We start from the raw sequence: 17,302 nt of genomic DNA on the forward strand, positions 1-17,302 counted from the left end.
GCCCGGCGCCGAAGCGCCCATGGCCGCCGCCGTCCGTGCGGGTTGCGCATTCGCCCGCCCACCCGTATAAATTGATGCTTTCGTAAGCAGTCGGCGGCTATCGTGCAAACTGCGCGGAGGTGGGTTTGGCATATTTACCGTCCAAGGAGACCGACCAATTCCTTCTGCTGACAGCGGTTTTCGAGGCCCTGCCCGACCCGATCTTCGTCAAGAACCTCGATCACCAATGGGTCTACGGAAACAGGCCGTTCAAGCAAATGGTCGGGGTCGAGGACGTCGTCGGCAAGTGCGACAAGGATTTTTATTCGCCCGAACAGGTCGCCATTTTCTGGGCGGAGGACGAGAAGGTCTTTCGCGGCGGGCACAGCCTGAACGAAGAACGGATCTCCGACGAATTCTACGCCCTCACCAAGAAATCCCCCATCACGCTGCCGGACGGTTCGATCGGCCTCGTCGCGATCATCCTGGAGATCACCAACTATAAGCGGGTCGAGCGCATCGCGGAGCAGATCGCGGCCTCGAACGCCGCGAAGTCGCAATTCCTCGCCATGGTCAGCCACGAAATCCGCACCCCGCTCAACGGCATATTGGGCATGGCACAGGCGCTCAAGATGGAGGCCCTGACGCAGCCGCAGCGCGAGAAGATCGAGACCATCCTCGAAAGCGGCAAGACCTTGATGACGATCATCAGCGACGTGCTCGACATGTCCAAGATCGACGCGGGGAAGATCGAGTTCTCAGCCGTCGAATGCGATCTCCATCACATCATCCGGGGCGTCGTGCATCTGTTCCAGCCGCAGGTCGCCGCCCTTTCCATCGGACTGCACTGCCGGTTCGCGCCGGACACGCCACGGCTGTTGCTCTGCGATCCGGTCAGGGTCCGGCAATGCGTGGCCAACCTCGTATCGAACGCCGTCAAATTCACCGAAAGCGGCGATATCGAGGTCGTCGTCTCCTCACGCGACATCGGGGATTTCAAATATCTGATCTCGGTCGCCGTGTCGGATACGGGGATCGGCATCGACGCGGCGGCGCTCGCCACGCTGTTCTCCGAATTCACCCAGGCCGACGGGTCCACGACGCGCCGGTATGGCGGCACCGGCCTCGGGCTTGCGATCACGCGACGGCTGGCGCGGCTGATGGGCGGCGATGTCACCGTGGCAAGCCAGCCGGGCGCCGGCTCGACCTTCACCGTCTCGTTCCGGGCCTCGCGCTGCTCGGGCCACCGCGCCAGCATGGACGGCTTCGAGACTCACATTTTCGCGTTCGAGACCAGCCTTTCGGGCCTGCGGGTGCTGCTCGTCGACGACAACCGCATCAACCGGCAGGTCGGCCGCCTCATGCTGCAGCCCATCGACGTGACGGTGGTCGAAGCGGAGGACGGGCAGCAGGCCCTCGACCGCCTGGGGCGCGATATCATCGACCTCGTGCTGCTCGATGTGCACATGCCGGTCATGGACGGCCTGGAGACGCTTTTGAACATCCGCCGCAGCGGCGAGCCCTGGGCCGACGTCCCGATCATCGCGCTGACGGCGGACGCCATGTCCGGCGACCGGGAAAAGCTTCTGGCGCTCGGCATGGACGGCTATCTGGCCAAGCCCATCGACCGAACCGAGCTGATCGCCGAAATCCGCCTTGCCATGAAGCGCCGCGCCAGCGCGGCGGCCGCCAAATCGGCGGTGTTTTAGCCGCGGTCGCGTGATGGACGCGATCCGGGCGCCGAGCGGCAGCGTAGCCTCCTCTCCTGCGGCGGACCTTTGCCTATCGCCTGGACCTTCCCTCCCGTCGTCCCGGGCGGCCGCGAGGCCGAACCTGGACCCAATCCTTTATCCGCGAGCACTGCGGCAAGAGGCGAGGCGAGTGGGCCCGGCTCTTACGGCCGGGGCGACGGGGTGGATCGGCGGCGCACCATCTGCATTAGCGCCTTGAGGGCGCCTCCATGACCGCCGCCACGAGCTTGGTGTCCATCCTATTCGACAATGTCCAAGAGCTTCCCGTCCGCGACGCGGCAGACCCATCAACAGTCGTGATCATACTGCTTGCCGCTCTAGGTCATGACGCGGCCGCTGCAAGCTGGCTCAGTTGGTGTAGCGGCTTGCGAGCCTCAGTCACCCGCAAAACAGCTTGTGGGGCGCTCGAGCAACAGCCTTCAAACTGCCGGAATCCGGACCGATTTGTGACGCGCGCCGCAGCTTGGCGGCGTGGACGCGATCGGCTAGGATCGCGCCAAATCGGGGTAGGATATTGGGGAGTTTTGGAATGCGGCATCAGATTTTGGCGGTCATCGTGGCGGCTTCCTTCGCCATGGGCACCGAGGCGCTCGCGCAGCAGGCCGAGCCGGAATCCGCGGCTCCGGGCGTGGTCGTCGAAGGCAGCCCGGACGTGTCCATCGGCGATCTGCCGGCGGCGCGGAAGGATGACGCGACCGACCAGGCCACGACCGTCACTGAAGGCTCGGCGGATGTCTTCATCAACGGCAAGCCCGCCGCGACGGTCGGCGATTTGACGGCTTGCGGTGGCAGCACCGTGACCGGCGCCTCCAATGTCTATATCAATGGCGAGCCCGCCGCGCGTGCCGGCGACCTGACCACCGCCTGCCCGCAATAGCCATGGGGGCGGGAGGCCCTCGGTCATGAGCGCTGATCTCGCCCGCCATTGCCTGCGCTGTCTCTTGATGCTGCTTTGCCTCGCCGCCACCCGCGCGACCGGGGCGGCAGCGCTCGAGCCCTCCCCTGAACTCAAGGCGTCCAGGGCCAAGATGGAGGCGTTCTGGCGCGAGGAGGATTTCGACCGGGCGCTCGAGGCGGCGGACAAGGTGCTCGCGCTGACGGCGGCGGAATTTGGCCGCGACGCGGAGCAGGTCGCCATCCAGGCCCAGTCGAACGGCCTGATCGCCGAGGCCAAGGGCGATTTCGCCAAGGCGGAGCGATATCTCCGGCGGGCGCTGGCCATCGGCGAAAAGGTCTACGGCACCGACAGCGCCATCAACATGGCGATCCTCGACCGGGTGGCGCGCGTCGTTCTGGCCGCCGGGCGCACCGCCGAGGCGCGGGCGCTCTACCAGCGCGAACTCAAGATCGGCCAGGACACGCTCGGCGACCACGCCTTCACCGCATCCGCCCATTCCGGCCTTGGCGACGTCGCCCGCGCCGAAGGCGATTTCGCCGGTGCGCTGCCGCATTACCGCAAGGCGATCAAGCTGCTGGTCAGCCAGAAGGCCGAGGAAGCCGTCGTCAAGAACCTGTTCGAGAACGAGATCAAGCGGAACCGGGAGATCTTCATCGGCCTGTCGCGGGCGGCCTTTGCGCTGCACGGCCAGCCGGGCGCCAATCCCGCCGCGCTGATCGAGGAAAGCTTCGCCGCCGGCCAGTCGGCCTGGTCGACGGCTGCTGCGGCGGCGCTGGCCAAGATGACGGCCCGGCTGAAGGCCAATGACACCGAGATGGGCCGCGCCATCCGCCAGATGCAGGCGCTGTCCGACCGCGCTTTGGCGCTCAGCGAGGAAGATCAAAAGGGGCTCGCGGCCTGGAGCGACGTGCAGCGCGCCGACCGCACCTATAGCGAATTGCTCGAGCAGTTCCGCGCAATGAGCATCGAGCAGGGCCGGATCAACGCGCCTTTCGCCAAACGCCAGCGCGAACTCGTCGCCCGGATGCAGGAGGGCCTGGAGCGCTGCCCGCCCGGGGAGAAGAAGCCGGGCTGCGAGGGGAGCGACAAGGAGCGCGAGGCGATCGGCAAGGAATTGTCCGCCCTGTCCGCCGAGACCTCCAAGGGCACCGGCGACATGATGAAGCTGTATCAGCGCATGAATGCCGCCGAGCAGGCGCTTCCCGGTTACGCCGAGCACACGGCGCGGCGCAAAGCCTTGCTGGACGAGGCGCAGGCGCTGAATGCCGAAGTGTCGAAGCAGCGCGCCGCCGTGGTCGCCGCCTTCCCGCAATTCCTGTCGCTGAGCGAGCCGGCGCCGCTGACCATCGCCGAAACGCAAGGGCTGCTGCGCGATGACGAGGCGCTGGTCTCGATCCTGGTCGGCGCCGGCAAGACCTTCGTCTGGGCGGTGAGCAAGGAGCGCGCCGAATGGGCGGAAGTATCGGTCGGCGAAAAGGTGCTCGCCGAGCATGTCGCCGCGCTGCGGCTCGGCCTCGATCCGCTGGCGCCGGGCGTGTCGGACAGCGTCGCGACCACGGCGGAGGGCAGCTTCGACATGCTGCGCGCCTATGTCGTCTACAAATTGCTGCTGGACCCGTTCAAGGCGCTGCTGGCCGGCAAACAGCATCTGCTGCTGGTGCCGACCGGGGCGCTGACCAGCCTGCCGTTCCAGGTGTTGCTGACCGACCCGCCGCGCTCCGGCGCCCGTCCGGGCGAGGCATTCGCCGAGGCGAACTGGCTGATCCGCCGCCACGCGCTGAGCGTTTTGCCGACGGTGGAGTCGCTGCGCTCGCTGCGCCAGTTCGCGGCCGAAGGCACGGCGGTGAAGCCGTTTTTCGGTCTCGGCGATCCGGTGCTGCTCGGCCCCTCCGGCGGCCAGCGCCAACGCGCGGCCGTTCAGCCCGACCAGTTCTACCGCAATGGCGTCGCCGATCTCCGCGCCCTTAGCCAATTGATGCCGCTGCCCGACACGGCCAAGGAACTCGAGGCGATCGCCAAGATCCTCGGCGCGCCGCGCGATGCCGTCGCCCTGCGCGAGGCCGCGACCGAGACCCGGCTGAAATCGATGCGGCTGAAGGATTACCGCATTCTGCAATTCGCCACGCACGGGCTGGTGGCGGGCGATCTCAGCGGCCTTGCCGAACCGGCGCTGGTGCTGACCCCGCCTGCCAATCCGACGCCGGAAGATGACGGGCTGCTGACCGCGTCGGAGATCGTCGGTCTCGATCTCGATGCCGATTGGGTGGTGCTGTCGGCCTGCAACACGGCGTCGGGCGAGACGGTAGGGGCGGAGGCGCTGTCAGGTCTGGCGCGCGCCTTCTTCTTCGCGGGCGCGCGGGCGATCCTGGTGTCGCACTGGTCGGTCTATTCGGATGCGGCGGTGCAACTCACCACGCGCACCTTCCGCAACCTCGCCGCCAAGCCCGGCACCGGCCGCGCCGAGGCCTTCCGGCAGTCCATGCTGAGCCTGATCGCCGAGGGCCGCCCGCCCTCCTATTGGGCGCCCTTCGTGGTCGTCGGCGAAGGCGGCCGGCCAGTTCACTAGTGGCTCGTTTCCATCTTTTCTCGTCGTCCCGGACACCGCGAAGCGGTGAGCCGGGACCCATTGGCCGATCCGCGGGCGCTGCGACAGAGGAGAGGCGAGGCGGGGCGGCCCCGGCCCTTGGGCCGGGGCGACGATGTGTGAGATCCGGTGATGCCGCGAAGACTCACACGAAGCGTAAATTTTCTCCCGCAGGCGAAAAATTCGAAGTCATCCCCGTGTCCAATGGACGCGAATCTGCCATCGTTAAAAAACTGTCAATAACTCAAGAGCTGACAAGATGGGCAGAAGCTTTGATCGTGGTGGACAGAATCGCAAGGAGCGGGAACGCGGCAAGCGCCGCAGCTTCCGTCAGAACGAGCGCGACCGCGAGGCGCGCGATGCCGTGATGCTTGCAAAGCGTACCGCGGCCATGGTTGCGATGGCCGGTAACCGGGCACCGCGCGTCGCGGCGGCCGCCGCCACCGTGTCGAACGTCCGCGACATGCCGGTGCACACGCCGGCCGCCATCAATCAGCCGGCGCAGCGGCCGGGATTCTTCGCCGCCATCGGCCGCCTGTTCAAAAAATCCGCGTGAACTGCGTGCGAGGCGTTCGGGCCGCGGCCCCATGCCTCGCGACCCCCGTCGAAGCGCCAGGTGCGCCGGTGTGATCGCCGAAGCGGACGCCATAGCTCAGAAACTCCCCCAACAGACCGAACATCGAGTCCCGCGCCGACCACGCGCGAGGGTTCGCCCCGGCGCGGTCCACATGCGGATGTGGGCTTACCGGGGGAACGAAGCGCGCCTATCCTGATTGCCATGGGTAGAAGGTCCGCGCAGGACCGGAGGAGGCGATGATGGACGCGACGCGGCGAGAAATTTTGCAAGGGGTGCTGGCGGCCGGAACCGTCGCCGCGCTGGGCGTTGGCAAGGCCCGGGCGCAGGGCGCAGCGCTGCTGACCAGGCCGATCCCGTCCACCGGCGAAAATCTGCCCGTCGTCGGGCTCGGGAGCTGGATCACCTTCAATGTCGGCAATGACACCCCAGCGCAGGACGCTTGCGCGGCGGTGATGGCGGCCTTCTTCGAGGCCGGCGGCCGGCTGATCGATTCCTCGCCGATGTACAGCTCCTCGCAGCCGACGATCGGCTATGGGCTGAAAAAGCTCGGCTACCCGAAGCCGCTGTTTGCGGCGGAGAAGGTCTGGACCTCCGACGGCGCCGCCGGCCCGGGGCAGATCGAGCAGTCGCGCCAATATTGGGGCGTGCCGCGCTTCGACCTGATGCAGGTTCACAATCTGCGCTCCTGGGAGGAGCATCTGGAGACGCTGTTCGCCATGAAGGCCGATGGCAGGCTGCGCTATGTCGGAATCACCACCTCGGAAGGGCGCCGTCATCGCGACATAGAGCGCATCATGGCGAGCCAGCCCATCGATTTCGTCCAGCTCACCTATAATGTGCTCGACCGCGAAGCCGAAGCCCGCATCCTGCCGCTCGCCCGCGAACGCCGCATCGGCGTCATCGTCAACCGCCCGTTCCGCCAGGGCGACCTGATCGCCCAACTCGGCAAGCACGAGCTGCCGGAATGGGCGGCGGAAACGGGCGCGTCGAGCTGGGCGCAATTCCTGCTGAAATTCATCGTCTCGCATCCCGCCGTCACCTGCGCCATTCCCGCCACCAGCCGCATCGAGCATGTGCGCGAGAACATGGCCGCCGCGACCGGCGTGCTGCCGGACGAGGCCCTGCGCACCCGCATGGCCAGCCATGTCGAGCAGCTTTGATGCCGGATTGGTGGAGCTACGGCCTTTCCGATTTCCTGCTGTTTTCGCCGCGCGTCTATTACCGGCTGTTCGAGCTGCTGAACGAGGCGCTATGGCCCGCGCAACTGCTCACAATCGGCGCGGGCATCGCGCTGCTGTACCGCATGGCGCGGCCGGGGCCGGGCGGCGTGCGGCTGACGGCGGTCGTGCTGGGCGCGCTCTGGATCTGGATCGCGGGCGCGTTCTTCTGGGACCGCTATGCGACGATCAACTGGTCGGCGGCGTATATGGCGCCGGGTTTCGTGCTGCAGGGCATGCTGCTGATCGGGGCCGGGGTGATGGCCGGGCAGGCGGCGAACGAGCGGCCGCGCGGCGCAGGCGGGATCGCGGCGCTGGTGCTGTTCGGGGCGGCGGTGCTGCTGTATCCGTGGCTCGCGCCGCTGCTGGGGCGGTCGTGGCAGGCGGCGGAAATCTTCGGCATCGCGCCCGACCCGACCGCGATCGCGACGCTGGCCTTCCTCGCGCTGCTGTCGGGCCGGCGCCGCTGGCTGTTGATGGCGTTGCCGCTCTTGTGGTGCGCCATCTCGGCGGCGACGCTCTGGACGATGGGCAGCGCCGAGTTCCTGGTCCCGCTCGGCGGGGCGCTCGCCGCGGTCGCCATCGCCGTGGGACGGTCGGGCGCAGGGTCAGATGAGAGCGGGATGAGGTAGGCCCGCTCCAACCCTGTTCATGACTTTGGACCGATTCAATCCAAATCACCCTGATCTAAACGGTCGCAACTCACGCGGGTCAAACAAGCTGCGTCCGACTGTCCCTCCTGGAGATGGCAAGGCTGCAATCGGTTGGTGTGCCGAGACGCATCGGCCTCACTGAAAGATCTCGCTGAACTTCTTCTTGATGCTGCTCGACTGTTTCTCGATCAGCTTGTAGTCGACCGGGATCGTCTTCAGGCTCGCCAGATCCGGGCTGCCGGCGGGCGGGGGGACGTCGGTGCGCGCGGCATAGCCGCCTTCCTCGGGGAAAATCTTCTGCACCTCGGGGCTGATCATGAAGGCCGCGAACAGCTTGGCCGCATTCGGGTTCGGCGAGCCCTTCACGACGCCGGTCGGCGAGGGGATCACGAATGTGCCCTCGGTCGGGTAAACCGTCGCGATGGCATGGCCGTCCTTCCTGTCGTCGGCGGCATAGCTGTCGAGGGCGCCGGCGGCGATCAGCCGCTCGCCGCGCTTGAGATTATCGGAGACCTGCTGGTTGCCCTGGACGATCATCATATCATTGGCGCGCAGCTTTTCGTAAAAGCCCCAGCCCAGCTTCTGCGCCAGGATGCCGACCACCGAAAGCTGCAGCGAGGTGAAGGACGGGTCGGTCGTCACCAGCATGCCCTTATATTTCGGGTCGGTGAGATCGGACCAGGTTTTCGGGCGATCCGCCTCGGCGACTTTGTCGGTGCGCACGAAAATGGTCATCATGTTGAGGCGCTGGGCGATGAAATAGCCGTCCGCGTTCTTCGCCTCGTCGGGGATCTTGTCGAAACCTTCCGGCTTGAAGGCGACGAACACGCCCTTCTCGGCAAGCTGGCCGGAAGCGGCGGGGTCGGAGGTGGTCAGCACGTCGGCGGCGATGTGCTTGGCGTCATGCTCCTGCATGAAGCGGCGCAGGATCGCCGTGCCGCCCGAGCGGAACATCTCGACCTTGATGCCGGTCCGCTCCTCGAACAGCTTGGCGATGCGGTTGGCCGTCTCGATCGGCGTTGAGGTGTACCAGGAGACCTTGCCCTCCGCCTTGGCGGCGGCGAGGTCGGTGGCGTCGGCCGCCCGGGCCGGACCGGTCGCGGCGGCGACGCCAAGCGCCGCCAGCCCCAGCACGAATGCACGCTTTGAAACCCACATGATGCGTCTACTCCCTTGATCCGCGCGCTTTTTCGCCGCTGGTTTCTTGTGTCGTCGCTTTGGTCATCCCCGCGAAAGCGGGGATCCTCTAATCACGGCGTTTGTCGTAGTTCCTTTGCCTGTAATGCCAATTCTGCGGCGTACTGGATCCCCGCTTTCGCGGGGATGACAAAGAGGTTGCTTCTAATGCTCGCCCGTATAGACCGGCTCCGGCTGGGTGAAGAAGCTGTACAGAATATGATAGACCAGATCGTAGTTCTTCTGCTGGAACGAGGCGTGCGATATGCCCGGCATGACAGCGAATTGCTTGTCGGGATTCGGCAGCAGCTTGTAGAACTCGATCAGATCGTCGAATGAGGCGATGCCGTCCCATTGGCCGCGCATGATGATGGTCGGCACGGTGATCTTGGCCGGGTCGATGATCGGCAGTTTCGAGGTCATGTCGACATAGGTGCCGGTCGGCATCGAATCGTCGAGCGCCAGGATCGCGTCTGCAAAGGCTTCGATGGTGCGGTCTTCGGCGGTGCCGGGATGGTCGCGGTTGAAGATCGAATGTACGAAGGCGCGGTCGATGGCGCGGCGGTTCTTCGCCCGGAATTCCGGCAGGCGCTTGGCGCGCTCGGCCAGCGTCGGGCTGCCCTTGCCGGTCCACACGAAGGCGTCGAGCGCAAGCCGCTTCACCCGCTCCGGATGGCGCTCGCAGAAGGCCGCCGCGCGCAGCGCGCCCGAGGAAATGCCGTAAACCAGGAACGGCCCGCTATCGCGCTGCTCCAGGATGTAGCTGCTGGCGGCGGCGAGATCGTCGGCGCCATTGGCGATGTCGGAATTGATGTCGCGATGCTTGTCGGAGCGCCCATAGCCCTCCATGTCGACGGTCCAGGTGTCGAAGCCGCGCCGCGCGAACCAGTCCATCACCGAGGAATTCGGCCGGCCAGGCACGCTGAGATCGAAGGTCGGCTGCGAGGCCATCGACGAGCCATGCACGAACAGCACCGTGCCGCGCTTGGCCTCCTGGCTGACCGACGGCTTCTCCCAGAGGAAGAGTTTGACCTCGCCCTTCTTGGTCCAGTGCTCGCGCCCCTCGACCGGCTTATCCTCAGCAACCATGCGTATCTCCTGTGACGTCGAAAATCATTCCTAAGCCGCCAGCCTCGCCGGCACGGCGCGCGGGAACACATTGCAATGCGCCGCATCGATCGCGATCGCGACCCGCTGGCCGGTCTCGAAATGCTGCGACGGGTGAGCCTGGACGCGCAGCTCCTCGCCCGAGCCAAGCGTCACGAAATATTCGATGATATTGCCGAGGAAGGTCAGCTCGCGGATGGTGCCGTTGCCCGCCGTGCCCTGAGCCGCCGCTCGCAGCGTTACGTCCTCCGGGCGGATGGCGACCTCCACCTCGTCGCCGAGCTTGGTGCCATCGGGGACATCCAGTTCCAAATTCATACCGCCCGGCGTCACGACGAGCCCCTGTTTGCCCGCTAGGACCTGAACCCGCCCCGGCAGCAGATTCACCAGCCCCATGAAATCGGCGACGATGCGGTTGGCGGGCTTGGCATAGACCTCATGCGGCGTGCCGAATTGCTGCAGCAACCCGCCATGCATGACCGCGATCTGATCGGACAGGGCCAGCGCCTCGGCCTGATCATGCGTGACATAGACGAAGGTGATGCCGGTGCGGCGCTGCAACTGCTTCAGCTCGCTGCGCATCTTCTCGCGCAGCTTGGCGTCGAGATTGCTGAGCGGCTCGTCCAGCAGCAGGATTTCGGGCTCGACCACGAGGCTGCGGGCGAGCGCCACGCGCTGCTGCTGGCCGCCCGACAGCTCGCTCGGCAAACGGTTGCCGAGCCCTGTGAGATTGACCAGCGCCAGCGCCTTCTCGACCTGCGCCCGCGCCTGCTCCATCGGCACCTTCCGGATGCGCAGGCCGAAGACGACATTCTCGAACACCGTCTTATGCGGCCAGACGGCGTAATTCTGGAACACCATGCCCATGCCGCGCCGCTCCGGCGGCACGACGTTGTCCGGCGAGGAAACCAGCCGCGAGCCGACATGGACCGAGCCGGTATCGGGGACGAGATAGCCTGCGATCAGCCGCAAGGTGGTGGTCTTGCCGCAGCCGGACGGGCCGAGCAGCGTCACGAAAGTATTGTCGCGGATCTCCAGATTGAGCCCGCTGAGCGCGGCGCCCTCGGACTTGCCGCCGTAATTCTTCGAGACGTCCTTGATCGTGATGCCGGCCATCAGTTCGCCACTCCCGCGCTTTGATTGCGATTGCCGCCCAGTTTCGATGCCAGCCAGATCGCGGAGCCGATGATCACCATATTGACCATGGCCAGGGCGGCGACGGGCTCGGTGTAACCGGTCTCGTAGAGATTATAGACCGCGACGGCGAGGGTGATGGATTGCGAGCTGAACAGGAGGATCGAGGCGCTCAGCTCCTGAATGACCGGCACGAAGACTAGCAGCCATCCGGCAAACAGCGCCGGGCGGATCAGCGGCAGCGTCACCTCGCGCATGGTCATGCCCCAGGAGGCGCCGAGAATGCGCGCGCTTTCCTCCAGCGAGGGGTCGATCTGCTGCAGCGCGCTATTGGCCGAGCGCACGCCGAGCGGCATGTAGCGGGCGACATAGGCGAGCAGCAGGATGCCCATGGTGCCGTAGAGCGCGACCGGCATCCGCAGCCAGAACTGGATCAGCGCCACCGCCATGACGATGCCGGGCAGGCCCAGCGGGATCAGCGCGGCATAGTCGAGAAGGCGCCGTCCGGGCAGCTTGGTGCGCAGGTCGATCCAGCCGATCAGCGTGCCGAGCACCACGGCAACGGTCGCGGCGATGACGGCGAGGATGAGGCTGTTCTTGATGGCGCGCTGGGTGACGTCATATTCGAGCAGGATGAATTTGTAATGGGCGAGTGTCAGCCCCTGCCAGAAATTGATGCCCCAGCTCTTGCTGAACGAAACCGCGATCAGCGTGAGGTACGGCGCGGCGATGGCGACGATGAAGACCGCGACGCAGAAGGCGAACACCGCCCAGCGCGCCGGGCCGAGGTCGACGAGGCGCGGGCGCGCGCCCTTGCCGGCCAGCGTCACATAGGAGCGGCGGGCGAGGAAGGCGCGCTGCAGATAGAGCGCGAGGATGGTGATCGCGACGAAGATCAGCGACAGCGCCGAGGCGAGGCCGTATTCGGGCGGATAGTCGAACAGCGAATAGATGCGCGTCGGCAGGGTGATGATGCGGCCGGGCAGGCCGATGATCGCCTGCGAGCCGAACAGCGCGATGGCGTTGACGAAGGCGATCAGCGTGCCGGAAAGGATGGCCGGCGCGACCAGCGGGCCGGTGATGACCAAGGCGGTCCGCCATTTGCTGGCGCCGAGGATTTGCGCGGCTTCCTCGAAGGAGGCATCGACCGAGCTCAGCGCCGTCGTGGTCAGCAGATAGACGAAGGGGAAGGTGTGCAGCACCGTGACCAGGACGAGGCCGCTCATCGAGAAGATGTTGAAGGTCAGCCAGGGCATCCCCGCGACATCGCGCAGAAAGATATTGATGAGGCCGGCATTCGGGCTGAACAGATTGACGAAGGCGATGGCGGTCAGGAAGGGCGGCGAGAGATAGGACAGCGTCGCGGTCGCCCGGATCAGCGCCTTGCCCGGCACGTTGGTGCGGCTGACGGCCCAGGCGAGCGGCACGCCGACGAGGATCGAGAAGAGGCCGGTCCAGGCGCCGAGGATGAGGGAATTGATGAGCGCCTGGGTGTAGAGGCGGCTGGAGAACACCTCCTGGAAATGGGTCAGGCTCAGCCCTTCGTCCGAGATCACGCTGCCGGCCAGCAGGGCGCAGAGCGGCAGCACGATCAGGATGATGACGGCGAGCACCGCCGCGCCCATCACCAGATTTTCCAGACTGAGCAGCGCCCGCCAGGACCGCCCCGCCGCGTCGCCCGCGGCCTGCCGGTCCATCTCTGCGGCGATCCCGGGCGTGGCCATCAGGCGAACCGGTTGGTCAATGTGCCAAGACCGGTGATCGACATCGAGACCTCGTCACCGGCTTTGAGGAATTTCGGCGGGTTGAAGCCGAGGCCGACGCCGGCGGGCGTGCCGGTCGCGATCAGGTCGCCGGGCTCGAGGGTGAGGCCGGCGGAGATGGTGGCGATCAGCGTCGGAATGTTGAAGATCAGGTCGCGCGTATTGGCGTTCTGGCGCAGTTCGCCATTGACCCAGCATTTGACGTCGAGATTTTCCGGATCGACCTCGTCGGCGGTGGTGATCCACGGCCCCATCGGGCAGAACGTGTCGAGCGCCTTGCCCATGAACCATTGCTTGTGATTGCGCTGGCGGTCGCGCGCGGTCACGTCATTGACGATGGTGTAGCCCCAGATGTGCTCATAGGCGCGCTCGGCCGGGATGTCGTGGCCGCCCTTGCCGATCACCAGCGTCAGCTCGACCTCGTAATCGACGGCGGAGGTGACATGCGGATGCAGGCTCACAATATCGCCGGTGGCGATGACGGTGCTGGCGGGCTTGGTGAAGACGGCCGGATATTCGTCGATTTCGGCGCCCTTCACCGCACCGGCCTCATAGCCGCTGCCGGCGAATTCCCTGGCGTGATCGAGATAGTTCTTGCCGACGCAGAAAATGTTTCGGGCGGGATGCGGGATCGGCGCGAGCAGCTTGACGGAGGCGAGAGGCAGCGCGGCGGCATCGCCCGGCAGGCCGGCTTTGATCTCGTCATAGCGCCGAATCAGCTCGACCATGTCCTTGGCCCCGGTGACGGGGCGGATGACGCCAGCGGCCTCGTCGACCAGGCCGAGCCGCGGATCGCTGTCGCCGGCAAAACACGCAAATTTCATCAACCCCGCTCCGATTGGTCTACCAATTTCATCGATGCTAGGCTATTGGTTGCATTTGAGTCAATCTTTATGCGACCATTGACGCGAAAGTTACCGAAACCTCCAGAATTGGTTCACCAATTTTGCCATGAGCGAAAGTCAGAGTTCAACGATCGGCCGGCGCGGCGGCCAGCAAGTCAGGCAATGGCTGCTGGACATGCTGGCATCCGGCCAATATGCCGCCGGCGCGAAACTGCCGACCGAGCGTGCTGTGGCGGAACGGCTCGGCGTGCCGCGCAGCGCCGTCCGCAATGCGCTTGCCGCGCTCGAGGCCGAAGGCGTGGTGGTGCGGCTGATCGGCAGCGGCACCTTCGTCGCGGAGCCGGGCGCGGCACCGGCCACGGATATGCGGGCGGCGCTGGTGACAGCGGGCGATGCCAGCCCGACCGAGATTATGGAGGCGCGGCTGCTGATCGAGCCGAGGATCGCCGCGCTCGCCGTCGCTCACGCGACGCTCAGCGATTTCGGCCGCATGGAGCTGTGCAACCGCGAAGCCGAGACCAGCGACGATTTCGAGCGCTTCGAACATTGGGACGCGGCGCTGCATCAGGCCATCGCCGAGGCGACGCATAACCGCCTGATCGTCGGCCTCTACACCGCCATCACCCGCGCCCGCGACCAGGCCGACTGGGGCGAGCTCAAGCGCCGCAGCCTCACCGCCGAGCGCCGCGACCATTATCGCGAGGAGCATCGCCGCATCGTCGCCGCCCTGCGCGCCCGCGACGCCCAAGGTGCCGAGACCGCGCTGATCGACCACCTGCGCCGCGTCCGCCACAATTTGCTCGGCATATGATGGGGATGCCCTGGTCCCCGACCCGTCGCCCCGGGCGGCCGCAGGCCGAGCCGGGACCCATTGGCCTCTCCGCGACGCAGTGCCGTGGCGTGAGGCCAATGGGCCCCGGCTCTGACAGCCGGGGCGTCGGAGATTTATCTCACCCGCAGCAACAGCTTACGGTCCGTACCCGTGCGGACCGCCTCCCCCTCCGTCGTCCCGGACGGCCGCAGGCCGAGCCGGGACCCATTGGCCTCTCCGCAACGCAGTGCCGTGCCGTGAGGCCAATGGGCCCCGGCTCTGACGGCCGGGGCGACGGAGTTTTATCTCTCCCGCAGCAACAGCTTACGGTCCGTGCCCGTGCGGACCGCCTCCCCCTCCGTCATCCCGGACGGCCGCAGGCCGAGCCGGGACCCATTGGCCTCTCCGCAACGCAGTGCCGTGCCGTGAGGCCAATGAGCCCCGGCTCTGACGGCCGGGGCGACGGAGTTTTATGTCTCCCGCAGCAGAAGCTTCCGGTCCGTGCCCGTGCGGACCTCCTCCCCCTCCGTCGTCCCGGACGGCCGCAGGCCGAGCCGGGATCCGTTGGCCTCTCCGCGACGCAGTCCCTTGCCGCGGAGCCAATAGGCCCCGGCTCTGGCGGCCGGGGCGACGCAGTGCCTATGCCTTTCGCAGCAAATCCCACTGGTGCCTCCTCGTGCTGATCTCCGCTTCGCTCACCGCCGCGCTCGCCGTCATCCTCCTGTTCACCTCGTTCCTCTCAGGCATTTTCGGCATGGCGGGGGGCATGATCCTGATGGGCGTGCTGCTGCCGATCCTGCCGGTGCCGACCGCGATGGTCCTCCACGCCGTTTCCCAGGCGACGTCGAATGGCTGGCGGGCGGTGCTCTGGGGACGCTATATCGAGTGGCGCATCTTTGCCCGCTATGCCGCCGGGCTCGCCGCCGCGCTGGCCGTCTTCGCCTTCGTGCGATGGGTGCCGGACCCGGCGCTGGTGCTGATCATCCTCGGCCTCATGCCCTTTGCCGCCATCATGATCCCGGACCGGCTGGCGCCGCGCGCGGACCGGGCGGGCGGTGCGGAATTCGCTGGCTTTGCCGGGACCGTGCTGCAACTCGTCTCCGGCGTCTCCGGACCGATCCTCGACATCTTCTTCGTGCGCACCATGATGGACCGCCGCGCCGTCGTCGCCACCAAGGCCGCCTGCCAGACCGTGACCCATTTCACCAAGCTGATCTATTTCGGCGGCCTCGCGGGCAATGTCGGCGAGGATTTGGGCTGGGGCATCCTCTGCATCGCGGTGGTGATGGCCGTCATCGGCACCTCGGCGAGCCGCCTCGTGCTGGAGCGCATGACCGACGTCCAGTTCCGCCGCTGGACGCGCGGCCTCGTCATGGCCATCGGCGCGGTCTACCTCGCCCAGGGCATCACCACCTATATCCATGGTTAAAGCGCAAAATCAGCGGGGACCGGCGCGGCGTGAGACTTGCCTCGGATCGCCGAAAGCGCGATATGCGGGAGCATCAACCTCAACCCACGCGCGCAGAGTCGGCAAGCTTCGCCGCAAGCGCTATGATGCACCGCGCAGCCGCCGCTTGGAGAAACGATCATGCCCCCTCACGCCGACGATTTCATCGCAACGGAAGACCGGCTCGGCGCGCATAACTACAAGCCGCTCGATGTCGTGCTCTCGCGCGGCGAGGGCGTGTGGGTCTGGGACACCGAGGGCCGGCGCTATCTCGATTGCCTTGCCGCCTATTCGGCGGTCAATCAGGGCCATTGCCACCCCAAAATCCTGGCGGCGATGACGGAGCAGGCGGGCAGGCTCACGCTCACCTCGCGCGCCTTCCGCAACGATCAGCTCGCGCTGTTCTACGAGGAGATCGCCGCGCTGACCGGCTCGCACAAGGTGCTGCCGATGAATAGCGGCGCCGAGGCGGTCGAGACGGCGATCAAATCCGTGCGCAAATGGGGTTATGAGGTCAAGGGCGTGCCGGCCGATAAGGCCGAGATCATCGTCTGCGCCAATAATTTCCACGGCCGCACCCTCGGCATCATCGGCTTCAGCTCGGACGCGGAGTCGCGGCATAATTTCGGGCCGTTCGCGCCGGGCTTCCGCACCGTGCCCTTCGGCGACATCGGCGCGCTGGAAGCCGCGATCACGCCGAACACGGTGGCGTTCCTGGTCGAGCCGATCCAGGGCGAGGCGGGGGTCATCATCCCGCCGCCGGGCTATTTCGCGGCCGTGCGCGAAGTCTGTACGCGCGAAAACGTCATGCTGGTGCTCGACGAGATCCAGACCGGGCTCGGCCGCACCGGCCGCCTGCTGGCCGAGGAGCATGAGGGCATCGTCGCCGACGTCACGCTGGTCGGCAAGGCGCTGTCGGGCGGCTTCTATCCGGTATCGGCGGTGCTCTCAAACCTGGAAGTGCTGGGCACGCTGAAGCCCGGCCAGCACGGCTCCACCTTCGGCGGCAATCCGCTGGCCTGCGCGGTGGCGAGGGCGGCTTTGCGCGTGCTGGTCGAGGAGGGCATGATCGAGAATGCCGAGCGCCAGGGCGCCTATTTTCTCGACCGGCTGCGCGCCATACGTTCCAATGTGGTGCAGGAGATCCGGGGCCGCGGGCTGATGCTGGCACTGGAGCTGCATCCGGAAGCGGGCGGCGCGCGGCGCTATGTCCAGGCGCTGCAAGGGCTCGGCTTGCTCGCCAAGGACACCCATGACCACATCATCCGCATCGCGCCGCCGCTGGTCATCACCCGCGACGAGGTCGATTGGGCCGCCCAGCAAATCGAGACGGCGCTCAGCCGCGACTATTCGTAAAGAG

Annotated in this window: 14 protein-coding genes; 9 read left to right on the forward strand and 5 right to left on the reverse strand. The window is 66.4% G+C overall.

Features of this window, described 5'->3' with window-relative positions:
- Window positions 1-125 precede the first annotated feature (125 nt).
- From BLEFHOIH_RS17025 to BLEFHOIH_RS17050, 6 genes are all read left to right on the forward strand, one after another.
- Complete coding sequence (locus BLEFHOIH_RS17025) at window positions 126-1,688, forward strand: PAS domain-containing sensor histidine kinase (protein ID WP_170937215.1); 1,563 nt, start codon at window positions 126-128, stop codon at window positions 1,686-1,688.
- A gap of 571 nt (window positions 1,689-2,259) precedes the next feature.
- On the forward strand, window positions 2,260-2,607 hold the full coding sequence (locus BLEFHOIH_RS17030; RefSeq protein ID WP_245297061.1) for a PAAR domain-containing protein: 348 nt from the start codon (window positions 2,260-2,262) through the stop codon (window positions 2,605-2,607).
- A 25-nt stretch (window positions 2,608-2,632) separates the two neighbouring features.
- Window positions 2,633-5,194, forward strand: a complete 2,562-nt coding sequence (locus tag BLEFHOIH_RS17035) for a CHAT domain-containing tetratricopeptide repeat protein (RefSeq protein ID WP_088347220.1) — start codon at window positions 2,633-2,635, stop codon at window positions 5,192-5,194.
- A 277-nt stretch (window positions 5,195-5,471) separates the two neighbouring features.
- The gene (locus BLEFHOIH_RS17040) at window positions 5,472-5,768 is read left to right on the forward strand and encodes a hypothetical protein (RefSeq protein WP_088347221.1); all 297 of its coding nucleotides are present in this window, start codon (window positions 5,472-5,474) and stop codon (window positions 5,766-5,768) included.
- Window positions 5,769-6,028: 260 nt separating this feature from the next.
- Window positions 6,029-6,949, forward strand: coding sequence for an aldo/keto reductase (locus tag BLEFHOIH_RS17045; RefSeq protein WP_088347364.1), 921 nt, complete (start codon window positions 6,029-6,031; stop codon window positions 6,947-6,949).
- Window positions 6,949-7,638 carry a DUF6064 family protein gene (locus tag BLEFHOIH_RS17050; protein WP_088347222.1) on the forward strand — a complete coding sequence of 230 codons (690 nt, stop codon included), beginning with the start codon at window positions 6,949-6,951 and terminating at the stop codon, window positions 7,636-7,638. The genes BLEFHOIH_RS17045 and BLEFHOIH_RS17050 overlap by 1 nt, the downstream gene beginning before the upstream one ends.
- A 156-nt stretch (window positions 7,639-7,794) precedes the next feature.
- On the opposite strand, the gene BLEFHOIH_RS17055 is transcribed toward BLEFHOIH_RS17050, so the two are convergent.
- The 5 genes from BLEFHOIH_RS17055 to BLEFHOIH_RS17075 form a co-directional block, all read right to left on the reverse strand.
- Entirely contained in the window at window positions 7,795-8,817 is a 1,023-nt protein-coding gene (locus BLEFHOIH_RS17055; RefSeq protein WP_088347223.1) for an ABC transporter substrate-binding protein, read from the reverse strand.
- Window positions 8,818-9,000: 183 nt separating this feature from the next.
- Entirely contained in the window at window positions 9,001-9,924 is a 924-nt protein-coding gene (locus BLEFHOIH_RS17060) for an alpha/beta fold hydrolase (RefSeq protein ID WP_088347224.1), read from the reverse strand.
- Between the two features lie 30 nt (window positions 9,925-9,954).
- On the reverse strand, window positions 9,955-11,058 hold the full coding sequence (locus tag BLEFHOIH_RS17065) for an ABC transporter ATP-binding protein (RefSeq protein WP_088347225.1): 1,104 nt from the start codon (window positions 11,056-11,058) through the stop codon (window positions 9,955-9,957).
- Window positions 11,058-12,800 carry an iron ABC transporter permease gene (locus BLEFHOIH_RS17070; RefSeq protein ID WP_088347226.1) on the reverse strand — a complete coding sequence of 581 codons (1,743 nt, stop codon included), beginning with the start codon at window positions 12,798-12,800 and terminating at the stop codon, window positions 11,058-11,060. The genes BLEFHOIH_RS17065 and BLEFHOIH_RS17070 overlap by 1 nt, the downstream gene beginning before the upstream one ends.
- The gene (locus BLEFHOIH_RS17075; RefSeq protein WP_088347227.1) at window positions 12,800-13,663 is read right to left on the reverse strand and encodes a fumarylacetoacetate hydrolase family protein; all 864 of its coding nucleotides are present in this window, start codon (window positions 13,661-13,663) and stop codon (window positions 12,800-12,802) included. Before BLEFHOIH_RS17075 ends, BLEFHOIH_RS17070 begins: the two co-directional genes overlap by 1 nt.
- A 127-nt stretch (window positions 13,664-13,790) precedes the next feature.
- Here BLEFHOIH_RS17075 and BLEFHOIH_RS17080 point away from each other — a divergent pair, with 127 nt between their 5' ends.
- From BLEFHOIH_RS17080 to rocD, 3 genes are all read left to right on the forward strand, one after another.
- Entirely contained in the window at window positions 13,791-14,495 is a 705-nt protein-coding gene (locus BLEFHOIH_RS17080) for a FadR/GntR family transcriptional regulator (protein WP_088347228.1), read from the forward strand.
- A 676-nt stretch (window positions 14,496-15,171) separates the two neighbouring features.
- The gene (locus tag BLEFHOIH_RS17085; protein WP_210191586.1) at window positions 15,172-15,924 is read left to right on the forward strand and encodes a sulfite exporter TauE/SafE family protein; all 753 of its coding nucleotides are present in this window, start codon (window positions 15,172-15,174) and stop codon (window positions 15,922-15,924) included.
- 159 nt (window positions 15,925-16,083) lie between these two features.
- Window positions 16,084-17,298: an ornithine--oxo-acid transaminase gene (gene rocD, locus BLEFHOIH_RS17090; RefSeq protein ID WP_088347230.1), complete on the forward strand. Its 1,215-nt coding sequence runs from the start codon at window positions 16,084-16,086 to the stop codon at window positions 17,296-17,298.
- The last annotated feature ends 4 nt before the right edge of the window (window positions 17,299-17,302 follow it).

This window comes from Rhodomicrobium sp. R_RK_3 (assembly GCF_002198715.1).
GTDB lineage: Bacteria > Pseudomonadota > Alphaproteobacteria > Rhizobiales > Rhodomicrobiaceae > R-RK-3.

Bases quoted from the DNA above. Each gene is read 5' to 3' on its own strand.
- BLEFHOIH_RS17030 (WP_245297061.1), top strand. From the start codon at position 2,260: ATGCGGCATCAGATTTTGGCGGTCATCGTGGCGGCTTCCTTCGCCATG.
- BLEFHOIH_RS17035 (WP_088347220.1), top strand. From the start codon at position 2,633: ATGAGCGCTGATCTCGCCCGCCATTGCCTGCGCTGTCTCTTGATGCTG.
- BLEFHOIH_RS17040 (WP_088347221.1), top strand. From the start codon at position 5,472: ATGGGCAGAAGCTTTGATCGTGGTGGACAGAATCGCAAGGAGCGGGAA.
- BLEFHOIH_RS17045 (WP_088347364.1), top strand. From the start codon at position 6,029: ATGGACGCGACGCGGCGAGAAATTTTGCAAGGGGTGCTGGCGGCCGGA.
- BLEFHOIH_RS17050 (WP_088347222.1), top strand. From the start codon at position 6,949: ATGCCGGATTGGTGGAGCTACGGCCTTTCCGATTTCCTGCTGTTTTCG.
- BLEFHOIH_RS17055 (WP_088347223.1), bottom strand. From the start codon at position 8,817: ATGTGGGTTTCAAAGCGTGCATTCGTGCTGGGGCTGGCGGCGCTTGGC.
- BLEFHOIH_RS17060 (WP_088347224.1), bottom strand. From the start codon at position 9,924: ATGGTTGCTGAGGATAAGCCGGTCGAGGGGCGCGAGCACTGGACCAAG.
- BLEFHOIH_RS17065 (WP_088347225.1), bottom strand. From the start codon at position 11,058: ATGGCCGGCATCACGATCAAGGACGTCTCGAAGAATTACGGCGGCAAG.
- BLEFHOIH_RS17070 (WP_088347226.1), bottom strand. From the start codon at position 12,800: ATGGCCACGCCCGGGATCGCCGCAGAGATGGACCGGCAGGCCGCGGGC.
- BLEFHOIH_RS17075 (WP_088347227.1), bottom strand. From the start codon at position 13,663: ATGAAATTTGCGTGTTTTGCCGGCGACAGCGATCCGCGGCTCGGCCTG.
- BLEFHOIH_RS17080 (WP_088347228.1), top strand. From the start codon at position 13,791: ATGAGCGAAAGTCAGAGTTCAACGATCGGCCGGCGCGGCGGCCAGCAA.
- rocD (WP_088347230.1), top strand. From the start codon at position 16,084: ATGCCCCCTCACGCCGACGATTTCATCGCAACGGAAGACCGGCTCGGC.